At 32.6% G+C, this 22,751-nt stretch carries 21 protein-coding genes; 1 reads left to right on the forward strand and 20 read right to left on the reverse strand.

What is annotated here, in order from left to right; translation table 11 throughout:
- The first annotated feature begins 116 nt into the window (after positions 1 to 116).
- A complete protein-coding gene (locus ACQY63_RS02810; RefSeq protein ID WP_428244678.1) occupies positions 117 to 1,334 on the forward strand; it encodes a nucleotidyltransferase in 1,218 nt (405 codons plus the stop codon).
- 181 nt (positions 1,335 to 1,515) lie between these two features.
- Here ACQY63_RS02810 and ACQY63_RS02815 read toward each other — a convergent pair whose 3' ends face one another.
- The 20 genes from ACQY63_RS02815 to scpB form a co-directional block, all read right to left on the reverse strand.
- Positions 1,516 to 2,880: a PFL family protein gene (locus tag ACQY63_RS02815; RefSeq protein WP_022166054.1), complete on the reverse strand. Its 1,365-nt coding sequence runs from the start codon at positions 2,878 to 2,880 to the stop codon at positions 1,516 to 1,518.
- A 17-nt stretch (positions 2,881 to 2,897) separates the two neighbouring features.
- Complete coding sequence (locus tag ACQY63_RS02820) at positions 2,898 to 3,170, reverse strand: ACT domain-containing protein (RefSeq protein ID WP_117999554.1); 273 nt, start codon at positions 3,168 to 3,170, stop codon at positions 2,898 to 2,900.
- 32 nt (positions 3,171 to 3,202) lie between these two features.
- Positions 3,203 to 4,009, reverse strand: a complete 807-nt coding sequence (locus ACQY63_RS02825; RefSeq protein ID WP_022166052.1) for an MBL fold metallo-hydrolase — start codon at positions 4,007 to 4,009, stop codon at positions 3,203 to 3,205.
- 1,196 nt (positions 4,010 to 5,205) lie between these two features.
- Positions 5,206 to 5,799, reverse strand: coding sequence for a hypothetical protein (locus tag ACQY63_RS02830; protein ID WP_022166050.1), 594 nt, complete (start codon positions 5,797 to 5,799; stop codon positions 5,206 to 5,208).
- Between the two features lie 2 nt (positions 5,800 to 5,801).
- The gene (gene coaD, locus ACQY63_RS02835; RefSeq protein ID WP_022166049.1) at positions 5,802 to 6,290 is read right to left on the reverse strand and encodes a pantetheine-phosphate adenylyltransferase; all 489 of its coding nucleotides are present in this window, start codon (positions 6,288 to 6,290) and stop codon (positions 5,802 to 5,804) included.
- 1 nt (position 6,291) lies between these two features.
- Positions 6,292 to 6,852, reverse strand: a complete 561-nt coding sequence (gene rsmD / locus ACQY63_RS02840) for a 16S rRNA (guanine(966)-N(2))-methyltransferase RsmD (RefSeq protein ID WP_022166048.1) — start codon at positions 6,850 to 6,852, stop codon at positions 6,292 to 6,294.
- Positions 6,853 to 6,924: 72 nt separating this feature from the next.
- Positions 6,925 to 8,025 carry a 30S ribosomal protein S1 gene (gene rpsA, locus ACQY63_RS02845; protein ID WP_022166047.1) on the reverse strand — a complete coding sequence of 367 codons (1,101 nt, stop codon included), beginning with the start codon at positions 8,023 to 8,025 and terminating at the stop codon, positions 6,925 to 6,927.
- Entirely contained in the window at positions 8,006 to 8,857 is an 852-nt protein-coding gene (ispH, locus tag ACQY63_RS02850) for a 4-hydroxy-3-methylbut-2-enyl diphosphate reductase (protein WP_022166046.1), read from the reverse strand. The genes rpsA and ispH overlap by 20 nt, the downstream gene beginning before the upstream one ends.
- Positions 8,858 to 8,877: 20 nt before the next feature.
- The gene (cmk, locus tag ACQY63_RS02855; RefSeq protein WP_022166045.1) at positions 8,878 to 9,531 is read right to left on the reverse strand and encodes a (d)CMP kinase; all 654 of its coding nucleotides are present in this window, start codon (positions 9,529 to 9,531) and stop codon (positions 8,878 to 8,880) included.
- A 15-nt stretch (positions 9,532 to 9,546) separates the two neighbouring features.
- Positions 9,547 to 10,776: an NAD(P)/FAD-dependent oxidoreductase gene (locus ACQY63_RS02860; RefSeq protein WP_428244679.1), complete on the reverse strand. Its 1,230-nt coding sequence runs from the start codon at positions 10,774 to 10,776 to the stop codon at positions 9,547 to 9,549.
- Positions 10,777 to 10,852: 76 nt separating this feature from the next.
- Complete coding sequence (locus tag ACQY63_RS02865; RefSeq protein WP_022166043.1) at positions 10,853 to 12,259, reverse strand: oxaloacetate decarboxylase subunit alpha; 1,407 nt, start codon at positions 12,257 to 12,259, stop codon at positions 10,853 to 10,855.
- A 40-nt stretch (positions 12,260 to 12,299) separates the two neighbouring features.
- Positions 12,300 to 13,439 carry a sodium ion-translocating decarboxylase subunit beta gene (locus ACQY63_RS02870; protein WP_302689670.1) on the reverse strand — a complete coding sequence of 380 codons (1,140 nt, stop codon included), beginning with the start codon at positions 13,437 to 13,439 and terminating at the stop codon, positions 12,300 to 12,302.
- Positions 13,440 to 13,467: 28 nt separating this feature from the next.
- Positions 13,468 to 13,830, reverse strand: a complete 363-nt coding sequence (locus ACQY63_RS02875) for an acetyl-CoA carboxylase biotin carboxyl carrier protein subunit (protein WP_117999545.1) — start codon at positions 13,828 to 13,830, stop codon at positions 13,468 to 13,470.
- A 32-nt stretch (positions 13,831 to 13,862) separates the two neighbouring features.
- A complete protein-coding gene (locus ACQY63_RS02880; protein ID WP_302689671.1) occupies positions 13,863 to 14,696 on the reverse strand; it encodes an OadG family protein in 834 nt (277 codons plus the stop codon).
- A 9-nt stretch (positions 14,697 to 14,705) separates the two neighbouring features.
- Complete coding sequence (locus tag ACQY63_RS02885) at positions 14,706 to 16,118, reverse strand: acyl-CoA carboxylase subunit beta (protein WP_428244680.1); 1,413 nt, start codon at positions 16,116 to 16,118, stop codon at positions 14,706 to 14,708.
- Between the two features lie 187 nt (positions 16,119 to 16,305).
- Complete coding sequence (gene asnB, locus ACQY63_RS02890) at positions 16,306 to 18,189, reverse strand: asparagine synthase (glutamine-hydrolyzing) (RefSeq protein WP_428244681.1); 1,884 nt, start codon at positions 18,187 to 18,189, stop codon at positions 16,306 to 16,308.
- A 29-nt stretch (positions 18,190 to 18,218) separates the two neighbouring features.
- A complete protein-coding gene (locus ACQY63_RS02895; protein ID WP_428244682.1) occupies positions 18,219 to 19,694 on the reverse strand; it encodes a UDP-N-acetylmuramoyl-L-alanyl-D-glutamate--2,6-diaminopimelate ligase in 1,476 nt (491 codons plus the stop codon).
- Between the two features lie 101 nt (positions 19,695 to 19,795).
- Positions 19,796 to 20,629, reverse strand: a complete 834-nt coding sequence (gene dapF / locus ACQY63_RS02900) for a diaminopimelate epimerase (protein WP_412622577.1) — start codon at positions 20,627 to 20,629, stop codon at positions 19,796 to 19,798.
- A gap of 139 nt (positions 20,630 to 20,768) precedes the next feature.
- A complete protein-coding gene (locus ACQY63_RS02905; protein ID WP_022165307.1) occupies positions 20,769 to 21,980 on the reverse strand; it encodes a D-alanyl-D-alanine carboxypeptidase family protein in 1,212 nt (403 codons plus the stop codon).
- 204 nt (positions 21,981 to 22,184) lie between these two features.
- A complete protein-coding gene (gene scpB, locus ACQY63_RS02910) occupies positions 22,185 to 22,751 on the reverse strand; it encodes an SMC-Scp complex subunit ScpB (RefSeq protein WP_022165306.1) in 567 nt (188 codons plus the stop codon).

Consider the following 22,751-nt stretch of genomic DNA (forward strand, 5'->3'; position numbering starts at 1 on the left):
CAATCCAATATTTATTATAGTATAAGCATAAATTTTAAACAACACCTAAAAGTGCCCTAATTTGTTGAAAGGTTGGTGCAATAATGATAAAATATTCACTTGTGAGGTGACAATATATGAAAACAATGGGAATTATAGCAGAATTCAATCCGTTTCACAACGGACATAAATATTTAATAGAAAAAGCTAAAAAAATTACAGGTGCCGAAAATGCCATTATAGTTTGCAGCGGCAATTATGTTCAAAGGGGGATGCCTGCTTTTTATGATAAATCCCTTCGCACCAAAGCAGCATTGAGAAATGGTGCAGATGTTGTTTTAGAACTTCCATGTTGCTATGCAACTGCTTCTGCAGAAACTTTCGCAGCATCAGCAGTTAAACTTTTGGACAGTTTAAATTGTGTGGACTATTTGTGTTTCGGCTGCGAAACTGACAACATAAAAGTTTTACCTAATATCGTAAGTATTCTTTTAAAGGAACCTGATGATTTCAAAAATATGCTGTCATTATATTTAAAAAACGGATATTCTTTTCCAAAAGCAAGAGCCAAAGCTCTTACAGATTATTGTTTAGAAAATAATATTTTACAATTTGATGAATTGGATAATCTTCTTAACAAACCTAATAATATTCTTGCTATTGAATATTTAAAGGCTATTAAAAGATTAAATTCAAGTATCAAACCAGTTGCCATAAAAAGAGTGGGTGCAGGATATAATTCTAAAAAGACTAACACAACTTTTGCTTCTGCTACAGGTATAAGAAATGAAATAGCATCAGGTAATCCCATTGAAAGCCTGATTCCTTCAAACTGTAATAATTTATATGGTAACAATTATTTGGAACTAAATGATTTTAGTCAAATACTTGCTTACAAACTTTTAAGCGAAGAAGATTTTACTGTTTATTATGATATAAACGAAGATTTAAGCAATCGAATCAATAATTTGAAATATAATTTTTGTAATGTAGAAGAATTTATAAAAGATTTACAATCAAAAAATTATACTTGTGCCGGATTATCAAGAGTTTTAATGCATATTGCACTTAACATTAAGCAGGAAGACGTAAATTCCTTTATTTCCAACGGCTATGTTTTCTACGCAAGAGTTTTAGGTTTTAACAGAGATTCATCTATAATGAGATTATTAAAAAAGAACGCATCCATAGACTTAATTGGAAAATTTTCAAGCTACTACAACTATTCATCAGGTTTAACAAAAAAGATGTTAAACTTATCCTTGCAGGCTGATGATTTATACCGATTAGTTTACATGAATAAATGCCAAAAGAAGATTCCAAGGGAATTTCAAAGAAAAATTATTGTTTTATAATATGTAATTTAAAATAAACATTTTAGAATAATCATCACTTGTATTCACAACAAAAAGAAGATTATAAAAGCAATTGTTTTATAATCTTCTTTTTTGTACTTATATTAAATTTGATAGAAAACATAAGCCAACTTTTTTATTTTTCTATATTTTCTATATATTATAAAATTCAAATATAATATTAATTTTTAAAGCTATGAATTGGTGCAGGAATACGACCTGTTCTATTTACGAAATTATCGCAAGAGAAATTATTTACAGGTATAATAGGTGCATATCCAAGTAAGCCACCAAATTCTACTGTTTCTCCAACTCCCTTTCCAATTACAGGAATAATTCTTACAGCTGTTGTTTTAGCATTGACCATACCAATTGCTGATTCATCTGCAATAATACCGGCAATTGTTGTAGCCTTTGTATCTCCCGGAATTGCTATCATGTCAAGTCCAACTGAGCATACGCATGTCATTGCTTCTAATTTTTCAATAGTTAAAGCGCCTTCTTTTACAGCATCAATCATACCCTGATCTTCACTTACAGGAATAAAGGCACCACTTAAACCTCCAACATATGAAGATGCCATTACGCCACCTTTTTTAACCTGATCGTTTAACAGTGCAAGAGCTGCTGTTGTACCAGGCGCACCGGCTCTCTGTAAACCAATTTCCTCTAAAATATCAGCCACACTATCACCAATTGCAGGTGTAGGTGCCAAAGATAAATCTATAATACCAAAAGGAACATTTAATCTCTTCGAAGCTTCCTTTGCAACTAACTGGCCAACTCTTGTAATCTTGAAAGCTGTCTTTTTGATTGTATCACATAGAACCTCGAAGTTTTCTCCACGAACTTTCTTTAATGCATGTCTTACAACGCCAGGTCCTGAAACACCTACATTAATAATTGCATCTGCTTCAGTAACACCATGGAAAGCACCTGCCATAAAAGGATTGTCGTCAGGAGCATTACAAAAAACAACAAGTTTAGCGCAACCTAATGAATCATCCTCTTTTGATTCTTCTGCTGTTTCCTTAACAATTTCTCCCATTAATCTTACAGCATCCATGTTAATACCTGTTTTTGTTGAACCAACATTAACTGAACTGCATACACGTTCTGTGCAAGCTAAAGCCTTTGGTATAGATTTAATAAGATTTTCTTCTGCCTTTGACATACCCTTGCTAACTAATGCTGTGTATCCACCAAGGAAATTAACACCAACTTCCTTTGCTACCTTGTCTAATGTTTTTGCAATAGTCACAAAATCATCAGGTGTCTTACAGGCACTTGCCCCAACTAAACCAATTGGTGTAACGGAAATTCTTTTATTAACAATAGGAATACCGTATTCTTTTGAGATATCTTCTCCTGTTTGAACTAAATTACCTGCAAGTTTTTTAATTTTATTATAAATATTATTATTTAACGTTTCTAAATCATTACTAATACAATCCATAAGACTAATACCTAATGTAATAGTTCTTACATCCAGATTGTAATCGTCAATCATTTTATTAGTTTCAATAACTTCAAATTTATTAATCATGTTTTTTCTCCCATTAACTAGATTCTGTGCATACTGTTAAAAATATCTTCATGCTGCATTTTAATTACAACACCGATTTCATCGCCGATTTTTTCTAAATCATCTGATAATTCATGCACAGGCTTTGATGCGTTATTGCAATCAACAATCATCATCATGTTAAAATATTCCTGAACAATTGTCTGAGAAATATCAAGTATGTTTACTTTATTGTCTGCTAAGTATGAACATACCGCTGCTATAATGCCTACTGTGTCTTTACCTACCACTGTAATAATTGTCTTTTTCATAAGTTCCTCCTAGTAATTATGATATTATATATTTAAAATTTAATATTGCAGGAAGGTTCGTACCTACTTGCAACTTTTAAATCAATTTGATTTACATCCTCTACCGCCTTGGCAAAATTCAACTCGTTTTTTACAGCCTGAAACGCTAATTCGGGATAATTATTTTCGCCACTTAAATGACCCAAAATAATATGTTTCATTCTTTTATTAATGATTTTATTAAGAAAATCACCACATGCTTCATTTGACAAATGACCTTTAGTTCCCCATATTCTTTGTTTCAAACGAAAGGGATATGGGCCCATCTGTAACATTCTTACATCATGATTTGATTCCACTAAAATACTGTCTAACTCCTGTAAGCCATTAACCAACTTTCCATCATATGTACCTAAATCCGTAACTATGGCACCTGATGAATTGTCCACAGAGTCATCATCAAACCTATAGCATACAGGATCAACAGCATCATGGCTAATTTGAAGCGGTGATATTTTAGTATTTTTTATGTAAAAGCTTTTATTTTTTTCTATTGGAAAAAATAATTCTTTATCAACTTCTCCAATGGATGATTTATTTAAAATATAGTCTATTGTATCTTCAGTAGCATAAACAGGAATATGATATTTTCTCAAAAATACTCCCAACCCTTTAATATGGTCACTATGTTCATGAGAAATTAATATCCCATCTAAATCTTCCGGATCTTTGTCAAAATGCTCAAACCCTTCGACAACTCTTTTCCTACTTATTCCAACATCTATCATCAATGTTGTTTCTTTATTATCTAATAAAATACAATTTCCTTTACTGCTACTGGAAATTGAAAATAATTCCATATATATACCTCAATTCTTCTCCATATATTTTATTGTATTTTGCAATTAATTTCAACACATTAAAGTAATATAATTTGTTTCAAAATAATATTATAATAAAAAAGGCCTATGAAAAAATTATATTTATTAATATTTTGTGCACTATGCATAACTTTAACTTTAACTTTTCCCGTTGAAATTTCTGCAGGTATAAAAAAAGGCATTATACTTTCATTGTACTCTGTAATTCCATCGCTATTACCTTTCATACTAATTACTAATTATATGTACGAAAAAGGTTTATGCTATTACATCGGAAAACTTTTGTATCCATTACTAAATTTTTTCTTCAAAGTAACAATAAATGGTGCTTACATTATACTTGTGGGCTTTTTGTCAGGCTATCCGTTAGGTGCAAAAGTTATTGGAGAAATGGTCTCATCGGGCAATATTTCAAAAGCCGAAGGGAAATACCTTATAACTTTTTGTAATAACACAAGCATCTCTTTTCTTATAAATTATATAATATGCACATGTTTGAAAAGTTCGTTACCAGTTTTGGGTGATACTAAACTTACCACTTTGCATATTGTTTTGTTTGTTTTTCTGCCTTCCATCATAACCGGGATATTAAATAAATTAATTCTAAATTTTAGAGAAACACATTATCCCGCTTTTCAAACAAGCATAAACACATTAAGCAAAAACGAAAACATAATTAAAAAAACATATTTTTCTATAATGACATTATGTACATACGTTATATTTTTTTCAGCATTAACGCAGTTAATCAATATCATACCACTATCTTTTTTTCAAAAAAATAGCAATTTCATTTTTAGAAATTACAAACGGTTGCTTTCTTATAACAAAGTGTCAATTAGAGGATGTTTATAAAATATATTTTATGCTTCTATGTGTAATATTGGGTGGTATTTCTATTTTTATGCAATCCTTATCCCAAATAAAAGATAAATCAATTATGTTATATTATGTTTTAGGCAAAATAGAATGTTGTTTATTTTTTACTATTTTATATTTAATTATCTATAGTTTGTAATTTTGTGTGATAGTTATAACAAACAACATTTTTTATGCAACGGTAATAACAAATAACAATTTCATAAATAGAAATAGTAAATAATTTTCTTAGTGTTATTTAAATATACAAAAAAGAAAGCTAAACATAGCTTTCTTTTCTGTATAAAGTATAATAATTACATTAAATCAACTGCAATGTCATCATTATTTTCAGGCTGTGAATTATCTTCATCCTGACCATTTAATTCTTTTCTGCTTTCAACAACAACATTTAATGAACTGTTTAACGATGTCATCATCTGGCTCTGTGCATTTTCAAAGCTATTCATACCTGTTGTAAGTATGCTCTGAACATTTGATAAAATATCATCTGTATACTGCATAGCTCTCATTCTATAATCATTTGCTTCTGATGTAGCATTGTTCAAAATATCCTGAGCTTCCTGCTGTGCCTGTTCAATAACCTTGTTAGCTTCATCATATGCTTTCTGCATAATTTCATGTTCACTAACCAACTGATTAATGTGTGCTGTAGCTTCAGCAATCATAGCTTCTGATCTTTCCTTAGCATCGTTTAAGATTGCATCCTTATTAGCAATAATCTTCTGATATTTCTTGATTTCATCAGGAGTTCTTAATCTTAATTCAGCTAATAATTCATCAATATCGTCTTTATTTACTACAATCTTAGATGTTGATAAAGGCTGAAACTTACAGTTATCAATATATTCCTCAATTTCTGTAATAATCTGTTCAATCTTACTACTCATTTTTATTCTCCTCTTTCCTTAAATTTATCGTAAACCTGTTGTACAACAGATTCTGGTACAAATTTGCTAATATCAGCTCCAAAATACGCTGCTTCCCTTACTGTACTTGAGCTAAGGTAAGCATATTCCAAGCTTGTTGTAAAAAATATTGTATCTACATTTTCATTTAAAACTGTGTTTGTCTGAGACATTTGAAGTTCATACTCAAAATCTGTCACAGCTCTTAAACCTCTAACAATAATTTGAGCATCTACTTTTCTTGCAAAATCCACAAGTAATCCCTCAAAAGACATAACCTTGACATTTGGTAAATCTTTTACAACATCATTTAACATTTTAACACGTTTTTCAACTGAAAACAACGGAGATTTAGAATTATTATTTAAAACACCTACTATTAGTTCATCAAATATTTTAGATGCTCTTTTAATAATATCTAAATGTCCTAGCGTAACCGGGTCAAAACTTCCAGGATAAATTGCTCTTGTCATATTATTCTCCTAGTTTTTTCAAAAATATATGTTTGTTTGTTTTGTATATTTTTTCTTTTATAATTTCGTATCCTAAATTCAAAGCAAAAGAGAAATCAGTCTCCAACGAAGCTTCAACAATTATCAAAGTGTCATTATCTAAAATACATGAATCTTTTAGAAACTCTAAAACCTTGTTTTCTAATTGCTTATTATAAGGTGGATCCATGAAAATAATGTGAAATGTCTGTTTTTTTAATTGTAAACTTTCAAGTGCTCGCATAACATCACCAAAAACAACATTTCCCTGTTCTTTTAGATGAGTTTTTTCCAAATTAGCCTCTATACATTTAATAGCATTTCTATTATTTTCTACAAAAGTTGCACTACTAGCTCCACGACTTAAAGCTTCAATTCCAATAGCGCCACTTCCACTAAATAAATCCAAAAAATCAATATCATATAAATCATTATTTATAATATTAAACAATGTTTCTTTAATTCTATCAGTTGTAGGTCTTGTATTATTTCCTTTAACTGTTTCTAATTGTATTCTTCTTGCTGTTCCTGCTATTACTCTCATTAATTCTCCATAAGCCTTATAAAATTAAAAGCAAGCAAAAAATGCCTGCCTTTAATCTATATTGTTTAAAAATTATTCTTCTTCTGAAGCTACATCTTCCTGAACATCTTCAGTTTCGTCTTCATCTGGAAGTAAAGCTTTGATACTTAAGCTGATTTTCTTTTCTTCTTCATTAAAATCAACAATCTTAGCTTCAATTTCCTGACCAACCTTTAATTCATCAGATGGCTTTTCAACATGGTGTTTTGCAATCTGTGATACATGAAGTAAAGCATCAACACCAGGTTCGATTTCAACGAATGCTCCAAAGTCTGTCATTCTTGCTACCTTACCTGTAACAATTGCTCCAACTGCAAATTTTTCTTCAGCGTTAGCCCAAGGATTTGTATCTTCGAACTTTAAGCTTAATGCAATCTTATCACCATTAATTTCTTTAATAAATGTTGTAACCTTGTCGCCCGGCTTAAATAACTTTCTAGGATTTCCAACTCTACCCCATGACATTTCTGAGATATGTAAAAGTCCGTCAGCACCACCGATATCAATGAATGCTCCAAAATCAACAACGCTCTTAACTACACCTTCAACTGTGTCTCCAACCTGAATCTTTTCAAATAAAGCTTTCTTAGCTGCTTCTTTTTCTGCAACAACTAACTGCTTTCTGTCTCCAATAATACGTCTTCTTCTTGGATCAAATTCAGTTACTACAAATTCGATTTCCTGATTTAAATATTTATCTAAATCTCTTTCGAATACGTCTGATACAAGGCTTGCAGGTATAAATACTCTACCACCTTCAACATCAACACTCAAACCACCTTTTAAAATCTGTACAACTGGTGCTTTAAGAACTTCTTTATTTTCAAAAGCTTCTTTAATCTTCTCATTTGCTTTCTCTGCAGCAAGTCTCTTATAAGATAAAGCAACCTGACCTTCGCCGTCGTTTACCTTGAGAACTTTAACTGTCAGTTCATCGCCTACTGAAATTACAGTTGTCAGATCTACTGGTGTGTTAGAGTATTCATCTCTTGTAAGAATACCGTCAGCCTTATATCCAACATTAAGAACTGCATAGTCTTCTCTTACACTGATTACCTTTCCTTCAAGAACTTCTCCATTATGAATTGTCTTGAATGATTCATCCAACATTTGTTCAAAACTCATCTCTGACATTAAGAACGACCTCCTCAATAATTTTCTTTGGGGTCGATGCCCCTGCTGTAATACCTATAGACCTCAATGAATCGACATTCTTCAAATTAAGGTTACTAACAGTTTGTATATAATAAGTATCCTTGCACTCATTCTTACATATGTCATATAACTTCTGTGTATTGGAACTATTCTTACCTCCAATAACAATCATTGCATCCACTTTTGATGCAATTTCTTTTGCCTCAACTTGTCTTAAGTGTGTCGCATTGCAAATCGTATTTACAACATTTATATCATAACCCTTTTTAGTTATAATTTCAACTAAATATTTAAATTTATTGTAGTTAAATGTCGTTTGTGAAACAATACATATACTTTCATTTCTAAAGGAATCTATTTTTTCTATGTCTTCCTCATCTTTTATAACTATAGCTTCACCTACAACCCAACCTTTTATACCTTCAACTTCAGGGTGATTGTCATTTCCTATGATTACAATTCTTTTACCTTCTTCGCTTTCTTTCTTAACAATGTTATGAATCTTTTTAACGAAAGGACAGGTAGCATCTACTATTTCCAAATTTTGTTTTTCTATGGCATCATAGATTTTCTTTGGAACACCATGGGATCTGATTACAACACTTCCTGATTGAAGATTTTCAAGTTCTTCAACTGTATCAATAACCGAAATGCCTTTTTTCTCCAAATCTTCCACAACCTGTTCGTTATGAATTATCGGTCCAAAAGTATATATCGGTTTCTTTCCTGTTTCAATTTCTTTATAAACACTTTCAATCGCTTTTTCAACTCCAAAGCAAAATCCGGCGCTTTTTGCCACTAATATTTCCATTTAAACACCTGTGTAATTTTTTATTTAACTAAACCTGTAATTTTTTCCACAACCTGTTCAATTGACATGTCAGATGAATCAACTAGCACTGCATCTTCTGCCTGACAAAGGGGAGAAACTTCTCTATGCATGTCTCTATAATCTCTGTCTTTGATGTCTGCCTCTATTGCATCAACATCACATTGTTCTCCCTTTTCCACAAGTTCTTTATAACGTCTCATTGCTCTTGTTCTTGAGCTGGCAGTTAAATATATTTTCAAATCAGCATTTGGTAATACTGCTGTACCAATATCTCTGCCATCCATAACTACATTGTTTTCTTTTGCAAGTTTCTTTTGCATTTCAACCAAAATTTTTCTAACTTCAGGATATACTGCAATAGCACTTGTCATATTACCAATTTCTTCCTGTCTAATTAATGTACTCACATCTTCTCCATTAAGAAATACTTTCTGTGTTCCATCTTCATAGCCAAGGGAAACATCTACGGACTCACATTTTTCTGCCACCTTTTTATGTTCTTTTGCACTAATGCCTTCTCTATAACAAGCTAAAGCCATTGTTCTATACATTGCACCTGTGTCAACATAAATAAAGCCTAACTCCTTTGCCACAATTTTTGCTATTGTACTTTTTCCCGCTCCTGCAGGACCATCAATTGCTATATTATACATTTGTTCCTCCACTATTTAATATATACTACTTCCTGCCAAATATCCTGTGCTCCAGGCGATTTGCAGGTTATAGCCACCTGTTTTTGCATCCAAATCCAATACTTCACCAACAAAGTACATATTCGGAACAATTTTCGACTCCATTGTTTTCGGATTAATATCTTTAACAGAAATTCCTCCTCTGGTTATAATTGCCTCATTAAATCCTCTCGTTCCTGAAATTGTTAAAGGTATGTTTTTTATGTTTTCAATAAGAATTTCTCGTTCTTCTTTTGTAATTTCATTGACTTTTTTATAAGGATCTATATTGCACAATTCAATAATTGGTTCAATCATCTTTTTAGGCAATAACTTGTCCAAAGAATTATTGAAATTCTTATTTATATTTTCATTAAAATCTTTTAGAATTCTCTTATCTAAAGTTTCTTTATCCAATGCTGGTTTCAAATCTATATATGCATAAAAATCATGCTCTTTAAATTTATCGCATATATAACAGCTTGCTGATAATACAAGGGGCCCGCTTATACCAAAATGAGTAAAAAGCATTTCGCCCTGTTCCTGGAAATAAACCTTTCCCTTTTCATCGGTTATAGTAAGTTTTATATTTTTCAGGGAAAGCCCCTGCAATCGCTTGCACATTTCTTCTTTAATATTGAAAGGCACAAGTGATGGATATGTTTTACTTACAGTATGTCCCATTTTTTCTGCGAACTTATAGCCATCACCTGTTGACCCGGTAGACTCATAAGACATACCACCTGTAGCCACTATACATTTATCACCTGCAAACTTATTATTGTGTTTATCTATTAAAATAACCTTATTGTTAGAATTTTCAATTTTAATAATCTCTGACTTTAAATGAACCTTAACGCCAATATCTTTCATCATTTTATCAAGCGCCCATATAACGTCAGATGATTTATCACTTAAAGGAAAAACTCTGTTCCCTCTTTCTATCTTTGTTTCTACGCCTGTACTTTCTATCATATTGCATATATCTTCACTGGAAAAATTATTATATGCACTGTACAGAAATTTTTCATTATAAATTATATTCGAAAAATGATTTTCAATTGAAGATGCATTTGTAATATTGCATCTGCCTTTTCCTGTTATAAAAATTTTTTTACCTAATCTGTCATTTTTTTCAAATAAATGAACTTCATTTCCATTATATCCGGCAGCAATCGCAGCCATCATTCCAGCAGCTCCACCGCCAATAATTAAAACACTACTCATATATTAAAACATCCTAATCGTTATATAAATATGACACCTATGCCTATTAAAGCATAAGGTGTCATATAATACAAATTTAAACTGGATATGCTCCGTTTTCTTTGTCTGCTACAGATGGATCAACCTTTGTCTGCTGAGCTTCTCTGTATTCAAAGAATTCTTTTGCAACCTGTGGGAATAAAGCGTATGTTAACACATCTTCATCCTGCTGTTTCCACTGAGCACATTCCTTTTCGAACTTATCAAGTGATGGTTCAAGTAAATCTGCAGGTCTGCATGTAATAGCTTCTTCATCACCGATAGCCTTCTTCTGAACTTCTTCGTTAAATGGCTTAACTGTCTGGCCATATTTTCCTGCAAGAAGATCTTTAGCCTGCTGGTTAATCATCTTATATCTTTCGCCCATAACTACGTTAAGAACTGCCTGTGTACCAACAATCTGGCTTGATGGTGTAACAAGTGGTGGTTCACCAAAGTCTTTACGAACTCTAGGAACTTCTTCTAACACCTGATCAAACTTATCTGACGCACCCATTTCATCCAACTGTGAAACAAGGTTTGAAAGCATACCACCTGGTACCTGATAAAGAAGTGTATTGATATTAACACCCATAACCTTTGGATTTAATAATCCATTAGCTAAACATTCTTCTCTATATGGTTTGAAGTAATCTGCTATTTCTTTTAATAACTTCTGATCTAAGCCTGTATCGTATGGTGTTCCCTTAAATGTTTCTACCATAACTTCTGTAGCAGGCTGAGATGTACCCATTGAGAATGGTGAAATTGCAGTATCGATAATATCGCATCCTGCTTCTACAGCCTTCATGTATGTCATAGCTGCAACACCTGATGTATAGTGTGTATGAAGATCAATAGGGATATCTGTTCCTTCTCTTAAAGCCTGAACTAATTCAGTTGCCTTATATGGTGTAAGAAGGCCGGCCATATCCTTGATACAAAGTGAGTTAGCACCCATATCTTCGATTCTCTTAGCTGTTTCTTTCCAATAATCAAGTGTATACGCATCACCAAGTGTGTATGATAATGCAATCTGTGCATGACCATTTTCCTTATTAGCAGCCTTTACTGCTGTTTCTAAGTTTCTTAAGTCATTTAAGCAGTCAAAAATTCTAATAATATCAATACCATTAGCAATTGACTTTTGAACAAAATATTCAACAACATCATCTGAATAATGGCTGTATCCTAAAATATTCTGTCCTCTAAAAAGCATCTGTAATTTTGTATTCTTAAATCCATCTCTTAATTTTCTTAATCTTTCCCATGGATCTTCTTTTAAGAATCTAAGTGAAGCATCAAAAGTTGCACCACCCCAACATTCTACAGCATGATATCCAACCTTATCCATTGTATCAATGATAGGAAGCATTTCTTCAGTAGGCATTCTTGTTGCGATTAATGACTGATGAGCATCACGTAATATAGTTTCAGTAATTTTTACTGGTCTTTTTTCTGCCATTTTAATTTTCCTCCAATATTTCTCATGTAATAGGATAACTTTAGATTCCAAAAATAGCCATAAATGTACCGGCTGCTACTGCAGTACCAATTACACCGGCTACGTTTGGTCCCATAGCATGCATCAATAAGAAGTTTGTTGGATCAGCTTCTGCTCCAACCTTCTGTGAAACTCTTGCTGCCATTGGTACCGCTGATACACCAGCTGAACCAATAAGTGGGTTAACCTTACCATGAGTTGCTAAACACAATAATTTACCAAACAGTACACCTGCCGCTGTACCAACAGCAAATGCTACAAGTCCTAAAATAACAATCTTAATTGTACTAACATTTAAGAATGCTTCAGCAGATGTTGTTGCACCTACACTTGTACCAAGTAAAATAACTACGATATACATAAGTGCATTACTAGCTGTTTCCTGTAACTGTTTAACAACACCAGATTCTCTAAATAAATTACCTAACATAAGCATACCTACTAATGGTGCTGTTGTAGGTAAAATCATTACTACAATTATTGTAACAATAATTGGGAAAAGAATCTTTTCTAACTTTGAAACAGGTCTAAGCTGTTCCATTTTGATTTTTCTTTCTTTTTCAGTTGTGAACAATTTCATAATTGGTGGCTGTATAATTGGAACTAATGCCATGTATGAATAAGCCGCAACAGCAATAGGTCCAAGTAGATCTGTCTGACCTAATTTACCAGCAAGGAAGATTGATGTAGGTCCATCAGCTCCACCGATAATTGAAATTGCAGCAGCTGCCTTTCCACCAAATCCCATGAAAATTGCCAAAAAGTATGCTGAATATATACCAAACTGTGCTGCAGCACCAAGTAAGAAACTCTTAGGGTTTGCAATAAGCGGACCAAAGTCAGTCATTGCACCTACACCCATAAAAATAAGTGATGGTAAAATACTCCATTCATCTAAAATATAAAAATAGTGAAGTAATCCACCTGCTTCATCTCCTACAGGAGCTTTAATAATGTCCGGATACATATTAACTAATAGCATACCAAAAGCGATTGGAACCAAAAGCAATGGTTCATATCCTTTTTTTATTGCTAAATATAGGAAAACACAGGCAACCAAAATCATAATGTAGTTTCCAACAGTTAAGCTGAAAAATGCTGTTTGGTTTACCAAATTTCCCAATGTATCTAAGATGTTCATTTGTTACCTCCAGTTCTTTGTAAAACAACTAATTTAATGTTGCAATAACTGCGCCTGCTTCAAATGAATCACCTACGCCAAATGCAACACTTGCAACTGTTCCATCTTCAGGAGCAACTACAGAGTTTTCCATTTTCATTGCTTCAAATACTAAAATTGTGTCACCCTTCTTTACTGACTGTCCAGGGTTAGCATTAATTGATAATACCTTACCAGGCATTGGTGCTGTTACCTTAACGCTTCCTTCACTGCCTGTTGCAGCTGGAGCTGGAGCAGCGGCTGGAGCCTTTGCAGGTGCAGCTGCCTTTACAGGTGCACTAGGTGTAGAACCTGTTTCTTCTACAGTAACGTCATAAACATTACCATTTACTGTTATTGTATAACTTTTCATTTTTAAATTCCTCCTAAATTTACAAAAGTAATTTATCTTCTTCTAATTGATCTTACAACGAAGCTGTCTGTTGATGTATTTTCACTGGCTGCAATAGCTGATGCAATAACAGCAATTAATTCCAAATCATCTGACGCATCAACTGTTTCATTTGCTGATACAGTTTCAGACTTGCCTTCTTCTGTTGTAATATTTGCTTTTTTGTTTTTATTTGCTCTAGCTTCAGTAATCTTTGGAATAACCTTAAAGCATGAAATAATTAATGAAATAAAAATAAGTACAGCGAATACTGTTCCCATTCCCATTAATGTATTAGCTCCTGCAGAAGCCATTTTTGCTCCGATAGAATTTTCTGCTGTGTCAGGCAAACTGAATTCTACAGATGTAGCCTGTGGTCCTAAAGTATCAAATAAAGAAATATGCATAATCATCTTTAAATCTTTATTTTCAAAATGTAACATTGAAGTTGCATCAATTGTTCCATCTTCATTTTCTGTTACTTCAATCTTGCCATAGTCTTTGTATGTACCACAAGGTTCATCTCCAACAGTTTTAGCAAAGTTTTCAAACATATCTGTCTGTGAACTATAATATTCACCAAGATAGTCTAACTCATCCTTAGAACATTCTCCATAATTAGCTAATCCGTTTGTTACATAGTTTTCAAACAATGACTTAATCTGTGCCATTGTAATTTTACCGTTTGCAAATGTTTTCTGATCTTCTGCTGATAAAGTTGTTTCAGCAGCATTTGTGCCACCTAAATCAACAGTTTGATCTGCAAAAACACATGTGTTTGAAAATACTAAACACATAAGTAATGAAGCAAGAGAAATTACTAAACGCAATCTTTTCATAACCTTCATAATATCCTCCTACTGTCTCTTTGTGTATAACATTTCAAGGGCACCGATAACATATTTTCTTACATCAACAGGTTCTACGATATTATCAACATATCCTCTTGATGCTGCCTTTGTTACACTTCCCTGTAACTGAGCATATTCTGCTGTCTTTTCAGCAAGAACGCTTGCATCTTCTTCAATTTCTTTTGCATACATAATCTTTGCTGCAGCGTTTGCATCCATCATTCCTACCTTTGCAGTTGGAAGAGCAAATACCATATCTGCACCAATTGACTTGCTGTTCATTGTTACATAGGCACTACCAAAAGCTTCACCAATAATAACATTTACTTTTGGAACTGTCGCACTTGCAAATGCATAAGTTAATCTTGCAGTTGCCTTAGCGCCACGTTTTTCCTGACACTTGCATGCTTTGAATCCTGTAGCATTTGTGAGTGTAAGAACAGGAATTGAAAAATCATCACAAAAATATACAAACTGTGCAGCCTTATCGCAACCATTAGCTGTAAGCTTAGGTTCGTATTCTGCTACAACTTCCATATTGTCGTCGTAAACTTTTGTTCTATTAGCTACTACACCAACTGTTGCTCCATTTAATTTTATAAATGCAGTTAACATTTCAGGTGCGTAAGCACTCTTTGTTTCAACAACGAAACCGTCATCAGAAATAGCTGTTAAAGCTAACTTTGTATCTTCTAATCCTGAATCAAAGCCTGTTGCTGCTCTGTTTAAATCATCTGTGCAGTCTGACAAAACTTCATCTTCATAATTTGAAGGTAAAATTGAAACCAAGTTAATAATACCTGAAATTATTTCTGATTCTGTTCCAACAAAATCTACATTACCAGCTTCTTCGCTCTGGAATTTAGCTGCTGAAGTATCACATACTTCTTTTCTGTTTTCATCAATAGCATTAGGTGAGTTAACAAATAATGCAGCATTATCTTTCTCCATAAATGTAAAATCAGAAAGATTTGCCATTACACTTAATGCTCCACCGCAATTTCCAAATATGGCTGTTACCATAGGAATTACTCCTGAAGCTTCGCTTTGTTTCATATAAATTGAACCAAATGCTTCAAGTCCATCTACTGATTCCTGTAATCTAAGGCCTGTGCTATCCACTAAACCAATAACAGGTGCTCCCATTTTTAGAGCCATATCATAGATATTTGAAATTTTCTTAGCATGCATTTCACCAACAGAGCCACCAAGCACTGATGAATCCTGGCTAAATACATAAACTAATCTACCATTAATTAATCCATAACCGGTAACAACACCGTCTGATGGAGTATCAATGGCTTTGATGTTAAAATCTGTGCTTCTAGCTGTTACTAATGCACCGATTTCAACAAAACTGTTGTCATCAAGAAGAGCTTCAATTCTCGTTCTTGCTGAAGTTTTAGCTGATGTACTCATAATCAGTCCTCCATTATATTAATAAAGTTTTACATAGTAAAAGCCACTGACAATATTCTAAATACCGTCATTGGCTTTACTTGTGTTTGCAAAAAACAACCACTTTTTCGCCTTGTATAGATTAACACTTTTCGTGTCAAATAGCAATTTATATTTCAAAATTTTTCCAAACAAAAACTTAATTATTTTATGCTGTTCTTATTCTGTTTTTAATCCATTCACTATTAATAGGTTTAAAGTCCTCTGTTTCAAAGTAAACATTATACCAAACAAGGAAAACATATACAGTCCAGATTCTTCTGCTGTTATCTGCTTTTCCGTTTCTGTGGTCTTCCATTAACTTAACCAAAATGTCAGTATTAAAGAATTTCTTTGATGCATCTGATGTTAATGTTTCCATTACTTTGTTGTAATATTTCTCCTCTTTTAACCATACTCTGATTGGAACAGGGAAGCCTAATTTTTTCTTGTTCGCTGTTTTTTCAGGTATATGTCTCTTAGCTGCAATTCTAAAAGCTCTCTTTGTAGCCTCTTCATTACATCTAAAATCAATAGGTAATGTTTTTGCATAATTGAACACTTCAACATCAAGGAAAGGTACTCTTGATTCCAGACAATGAGCCATACTCATTTTATCTGCTTTCAATAGGATATCTCCCTGAAGCCAGAAATTTGTATCAATATACTGCATTTTAGCTATATCATTTAAATGACTTACTTTCTTATATGTTGGAGCAACGATGTCCTGTGGTGACTTGTGTGTTAATTTTGTCTTAAGAAGTTTTTCTCTGTCTTTTACTGAGAACATATTAGCGTTACCAATAAATCTCTCTTCAACTGTTTTGCTACCTCTTATAATAAAATCACGCCCTTTTATATCAGGCATAACACTTGCAACTTTAGCTAAACCTTTTCTTATACACTTAGGTATCTTCTGATAACCTTTTAATGACAATGGTTCATGATAAATATTGTACCCCCCAAAGAATTCGTCAGCCCCCTCACCTGATAAAACTACCTTAATTTGTTCAGCCGCAAGCTGGTCAACAAAATAAAGAGCTATACATGATGGATCTGCTAAAGGCTCATCCATATAATACATTACTGATGAAATAGAATCAAAATATTCATCACTGTCAATTGTTTTACTGTAATTTTCTTTTCCTAATTCATCAACAAGACTTTCAGCATAACGTATTTCATTGTACTTGCTTTGTTTATCAAGAAATCCTACTGTAAAAGTTTTTGTTCCAGGGAACTCTGAAACAACATAACTTGAATCAACACCACTTGATAAAAGTGAACCTACTTCTACGTCAGCAATCATATGCGCATTTACTGTATTGTCAACAATTTCTTCTATCTTTGATACAGTTTTTTCCAAATCACCCTTTTCCTTTGGTTCCATCATCGGGTCAAAATATCTTTTAACAGTCATTTCACCATTTTTATAAATCATATAATGTCCTGCCGGAAGTTTATACACTCCCTTAAAGAAACACTCAGGAAGAACAGAATACTGGAAACTTAAATACTGTTCAAGAGCTTCTTCATTTACTTCCTTCTTAAAGCCCGGAAATTCCAAAATTGCTTTTATTTCTGATGAAAATGCTAAAGAGCCATTAATTTGTGAATAATAAAAAGGTTTAATTCCAAAATGGTCTCTTGCACCAAATGCTGTTTTGTTTTTGCTGTCCCAAATCACAAAAGAAAACATACCACGAAGTTTTGACAGCATGTCTGTACCGTACTCTTCATAAGCATGTACCAAACATTCTGTATCAGACTCATTTGCAAAAACATGTCCTTTTGCAATAAGTTCTTTTCTTACATCTAAATGGTTATATATTTCTCCATTAAACACAATAGCAATGTCTCCTGTTTCGTTGTACATTGGCTGTGCACCATGATTTAAATCAATAATACTAAGTCTTCTATGACCGATTGCAGCATGTTCATCAACATACATTCCCTCGTCATCAGGTCCCCTATGGGCAATCTTGTCCATCATTCTTTTTAAAACTGCTTTACTGTTTTCAACTTCTCCTATAAAGCCACAAATTCCACACATAATAAATTCTCTCTTTCATTAGTTATTATTTACAAAATTGCTTTTATTTCATCTTCATTAATAATTTCCTTTATTAAAACACGTTCATCCATTGGATGTTTAACACCTCTAATTTCCTGGTAATCTTCATGTCCTTTACCTGCAAGAACAATTACATCGCCGTCTTTTGCGTGTTGTATTGCATATCTGATAGCATCTTTTCTATCAGGAACGGTAACATGTTCTCCGTCACCTTTTTTAATACCAACTAAAATGTCATTTATAATATCCATAGGTTCTTCAAATCTTGGATTATCAGATGTTACTATTGTAAAATCTGCAAGTTTTGATGAAACTTCACCCATTTCAAAACGTCTGTCTCTTGACCTGTTACCACCACAGCCAAACACAGTTACCAAACGTTTAGGATTGTACTCTCTTAAACTTGTCAAAAGACTTTCTAAGCTCATGGCATTATGAGCATAATCAATCATTAAAGTAAATCTTTTTGAAACCGGTACAATTTCAACTCGGCCTTTTACCCTAACATCTAAAAGTCCCTGTTTTATCGCCTCAATATCCTGTGTAAAATGACTGCAAATTGCAATGGCACAAAGGGAATTATATACACTGAAATTTCCCGGAACATGAATTTCCACCGAGAAGTTCATCTTGCCTGACAAATTATATGAAACACATAGGCAACCGGGTTTAGTAAACAAATTAATATCAGAAGCCTTAAAATCATAATCTCCGTTAACGCCAAATGTTTCCAAATCGCAGGTATGGCCTTCAAGAACCTGATCAATAAAATCTGCATCCATATTTACAATGCCATGTTTACATTGTTTCAATAACATGCTCTTGCATCTTAGATAATCATCAAAATCCTTATGTTCATTTGGGCCAATATGGTCCGGTTCAATGTTTGTAAAAATACCATAATCAAATGTAAAGCCTGACACTCTGTGAAGCATTAGTCCCTGTGATGAAACCTCCATTACAACACACTTACAACCTTCTTTTACCATTTCAGCAAAAGTTTCCTGTACAACATAGGACTCAGGGGTTGTATTTTTTGCCGGTATAACTTTATCGCCAATAATAGTTTCAATTGTACCAATTAAACCTGTTTTAATACCAACACTTTCAAGAACCTGTCTTACCATATATGTAGTAGTTGTTTTACCTTTTGTTCCTGTAATACCTACAGTAATAATTTTTTCTGCAGGATTGCCAAAATATGCAGCAGACATATATGCCAAAGCAAGTCTTGTATCTTCAACCTTAATTATTGTAAGCCCCTCTACAGGTTCTACATCTTCCATAACTACTACAGCTACTGCGCCTTTATCATAAACATCTTTGACAAATTTATGTCCGTCAAAACCTGCACCTTTAATGCAAACAAAAACATCGTTTTTTTCTACTTTTCTTGAATCATTCTGTAAGTGATTGATTTCTACGGAATCATCACCATTTACAACTTTATATTCAAGTTTTTCCAATAAATCTTTTAATAACATATTTCCGCCTTCTTTAAAAAACTTTGTATAAATATTTTCGTGTACAAACCTTCTGTATAACATTGCCTACACATAAAGCTATTAGTACATTTTCCACTAACTTAAACTTCAATTTTTCCTGTAAAAGAAACTTTTGCCGGACCTGTCATATAAACAGTATTTTCTTCTCTGTTATATTCAATAAACAAGTCACCACCTAAAAGTTTCACTGTAACTTTGTCGTCTGTTAATCCATTAAGCACGCAGGCCACAACTGTTGCACAGGCACCTGTACCACAGGCAAATGTTTCACCTGAACCTCTTTCCCACACGCGCATCTTAACAGTATTTCTGTCTAATACCTGAATAAATTCTGTATTAACTCTGTCTGGGAAAATAGGATTATTTTCAAACTTCGGTCCAATTGTTTCTATTTCCAAATCATCAGTGTTCTCTATAAATGTTATAGCATGTGGATTTCCCATAGAAACACATGTGATTCTATATTCTTTATCATCAATAACAATAGGTTCGTCAACAACCTTATCTTTATCAGAAACAACCGGCACATATTTTGGTAACAAAATAGGTGTTCCCATATTAACCTTTACAGTTTCAACTTTATCATTCTTAACATTTAATTCTAAAGTTTTTATACCTGAAAGAGTTTCAACTGTAATTGTTGTTTTATCAGTCATCTTGTTATCATAAACATACTTTGCCACACATCTAATTCCATTGCCACACATTTTTCCTTCTGAGCCATCTGCATTATACATGCTCATTTTAAAATCTGCCTTTTCTGAAGGATTAATAACAATAAGTCCATCTGAGCCAATGCCAAAATGTCTGTCGCTAACTATTTCTGATAATTTATTTGGATTATCAATTTTATTTTCAAAGCCATTCACGTAAACATAATCGTTTCCACACCCTTGCATTTTTGTAAATTCCATAATGCCTCCTAAATATGCGTCATCTACCATTATTCATGTAAGTTTTTTTACACCCACATTAGCTTTAAATATACCACATCTAACTATATAAATAAAGTTAATATTACAATATATTTGCTTTATTCCTTTTACTATTTTCTTACAAAATAAAATACGAAAGAGCTTTTCTTAAACAATAAGTAAAATCAAATTTATATACTTTTTCTTTTGAGATAATTTTAATGTTTTTTACTTTTTTGTTGTTTATATAAACCCACACACTTCCTACTTTATCTTTAACATTAATAGGAAGTTTGTAATCTATTTTTGTTTTTATGTTTATTTTATCTTCATTACTAACAAGTGCTTTCAGGGAAGAATCTAAAGTACACTTTATTTCACTTTTTATTCCGTTTTCAACAGGTAGCATTATCGGTTTGTTCTTTTCAATAATATTCTTGAATTCGTAGTTATCTTTTCCGTAATCCATAAGTTTAATAGTATCCTTCCATTTATACCCTTTATTTGGTGGCCAACCGGAAGCCAAAACGCAGGATACAAATGTCCGACTATTATTTTTTATTGCACCTACAAAGCAATATCCTGCATTACATGTAAAGCCTGTTTTAATTCCTATGGCATCATTTTCTAAATTCAAAAAATTGTCTTTATTAAACACCGTTATGTTACGTTTGTTTTTTATTTCCGTCAAATTATATTTTTTTGTATTTATAATTTCTAAAAAACTTTTATTTTTTATGGCATAGGCTCCGATTTTTGCCATATCATAGGCTGTGGAATAATGTTCCTTTGCATCTAATCCGTTTGGAGTTACAAAACTTGTATTATTTGCACCGATTTTTTTTGCTTTTTCATTCATCATCTTTGCGAAGTTTTCAACATTTCCACCAATGCTCTCTGCCACTGCAACAGCTACATCATTATAAGATTCAAGCATCATTGCATATAGTAAATCTTTCAGGTAATATTGCTCACCTTTTATAACATTCATTTTCACTTTCGGCATGGATGCAGCCTTTGAACTTATTTCCACAACTTGATTTGCTTTGCAGTTTTCCAGTGCTACAATGCAAGTCATAATTTTCGTGGTACTTGCCATTGCTCTTTTTTCTTTTTCATTTTTTCCAAAAAGAATCCTACCATTTTCACCATCAATTAAGACAGCAGCCTTGGCTGACAAATCACTTTCATCTATACTTCTCTCTTTTGCATATGTATTATTTACAAAATTTATAGAAGAACACAAAAGAGCAAATATAACCATTCTACTTATTTTTCTTTTTGATATTTTAGTTGATTTAGTAAATATTATTTTAGTTAATTTAATAAATATTGTTTTCTCACGTAGCATACCATATACCTGTTTAATTGTTATCTATTAAATATATTCATGGTTTTATTTTTTATTACACAAAAAAATGATATGTCTCCTTACTTTATTACAGGAATACATATCATTTTTCTTTTTACTTATTTATTCTTCTTACATTGTTGCTAAAATACATATCTATGTCTTAACTTTAATTATTCTTCTGACTTTTTAGGCATAATTTTATTAGTCATTTGATTTCAATGTTATTTCGTCTTCTGCCTCATGTTTAAACTCTTCAATCATATCAGGAGATATAATTGGTAATTTATCTGAAGACTCAACTCCAAATCTTCTTAAAAATTCTTCCGTTGTTCCAAAAAGAAGGGGTCTTCCTGGAGTCTGTAATCTGCCAACTTCCTCAACAAGCATATACTCTACTAATTTATTAACTGCGAAATCAGATTTAACGCCTCTTATTCTTTCAATTTCTGACTTAGTAATAGGCTGTTTATATGCAATAATTGACAATGTTTCCATCATGACATCTGTTAAAACCTGTCTCTTAGGTTGCTTAGCCACTTTTATTAAAGTTTCATATAATTCAGGCTTTGTACATAACTGATAGGAATTTTCCAATTCTATGATTTTAATTCCTCTTTCATCCTTTGCATAATCTTCCTGCATTTCTTTTACAATTTTTTTCAATTGTCCCTGTGTTATGTCAAGAGCTTTTGCAATTCTATTTTTTTCAACTGATTCTCCCATTGTAAAAAGAATCGCCTCTACCTGTGCTTTGTAACTTATTTCCAT

The organism is Eubacterium sp. Marseille-QA0814 (assembly GCF_965119675.1).
Lineage (GTDB): Bacteria > Bacillota > Clostridia > Lachnospirales > Lachnospiraceae > Eubacterium_G.

Bases quoted from the DNA above. Each gene is read 5' to 3' on its own strand.
- ACQY63_RS02815 (WP_022166054.1), bottom strand. From the start codon at position 2,880: ATGATTAATAAATTTGAAGTTATTGAAACTAATAAAATGATTGACGAT.
- asnB (WP_428244681.1), bottom strand. From the start codon at position 18,189: ATGTGTGGAATTTGTGGCTTTATAGGAGAAGTTGAAAACAGTAAAGCA.
- ACQY63_RS02895 (WP_428244682.1), bottom strand. From the start codon at position 19,694: ATGTTATTAAAAGATTTATTGGAAAAACTTGAATATAAAGTTGTAAAT.
- ACQY63_RS02880 (WP_302689671.1), bottom strand. From the start codon at position 14,696: ATGAAGGTTATGAAAAGATTGCGTTTAGTAATTTCTCTTGCTTCATTA.
- ACQY63_RS02825 (WP_022166052.1), bottom strand. From the start codon at position 4,009: ATGGAATTATTTTCAATTTCCAGTAGCAGTAAAGGAAATTGTATTTTA.
- ACQY63_RS02820 (WP_117999554.1), bottom strand. From the start codon at position 3,170: ATGAAAAAGACAATTATTACAGTGGTAGGTAAAGACACAGTAGGCATT.
- rsmD (WP_022166048.1), bottom strand. From the start codon at position 6,852: ATGAGAGTAATAGCAGGAACAGCAAGAAGAATACAATTAGAAACAGTT.
- ACQY63_RS02905 (WP_022165307.1), bottom strand. From the start codon at position 21,980: ATGCTACGTGAGAAAACAATATTTATTAAATTAACTAAAATAATATTT.
- scpB (WP_022165306.1), bottom strand. From the start codon at position 22,751: ATGGAAATAAGTTACAAAGCACAGGTAGAGGCGATTCTTTTTACAATG.
- ACQY63_RS02875 (WP_117999545.1), bottom strand. From the start codon at position 13,830: ATGAAAAGTTATACAATAACAGTAAATGGTAATGTTTATGACGTTACT.
- ACQY63_RS02860 (WP_428244679.1), bottom strand. From the start codon at position 10,776: ATGAGTAGTGTTTTAATTATTGGCGGTGGAGCTGCTGGAATGATGGCT.
- ACQY63_RS02885 (WP_428244680.1), bottom strand. From the start codon at position 16,118: ATGAGTACATCAGCTAAAACTTCAGCAAGAACGAGAATTGAAGCTCTT.
- ACQY63_RS02830 (WP_022166050.1), bottom strand. From the start codon at position 5,799: ATGAGTAGTAAGATTGAACAGATTATTACAGAAATTGAGGAATATATT.
- ispH (WP_022166046.1), bottom strand. From the start codon at position 8,857: ATGGAAATATTAGTGGCAAAAAGCGCCGGATTTTGCTTTGGAGTTGAA.
- dapF (WP_412622577.1), bottom strand. From the start codon at position 20,629: ATGGAATTTACAAAAATGCAAGGGTGTGGAAACGATTATGTTTACGTG.
- coaD (WP_022166049.1), bottom strand. From the start codon at position 6,290: ATGACAAGAGCAATTTATCCTGGAAGTTTTGACCCGGTTACGCTAGGA.
- cmk (WP_022166045.1), bottom strand. From the start codon at position 9,531: ATGTATAATATAGCAATTGATGGTCCTGCAGGAGCGGGAAAAAGTACA.
- ACQY63_RS02865 (WP_022166043.1), bottom strand. From the start codon at position 12,259: ATGGCAGAAAAAAGACCAGTAAAAATTACTGAAACTATATTACGTGAT.
- ACQY63_RS02810 (WP_428244678.1), top strand. From the start codon at position 117: ATGAAAACAATGGGAATTATAGCAGAATTCAATCCGTTTCACAACGGA.
- rpsA (WP_022166047.1), bottom strand. From the start codon at position 8,025: ATGTCAGAGATGAGTTTTGAACAAATGTTGGATGAATCATTCAAGACA.
- ACQY63_RS02870 (WP_302689670.1), bottom strand. From the start codon at position 13,439: ATGAACATCTTAGATACATTGGGAAATTTGGTAAACCAAACAGCATTT.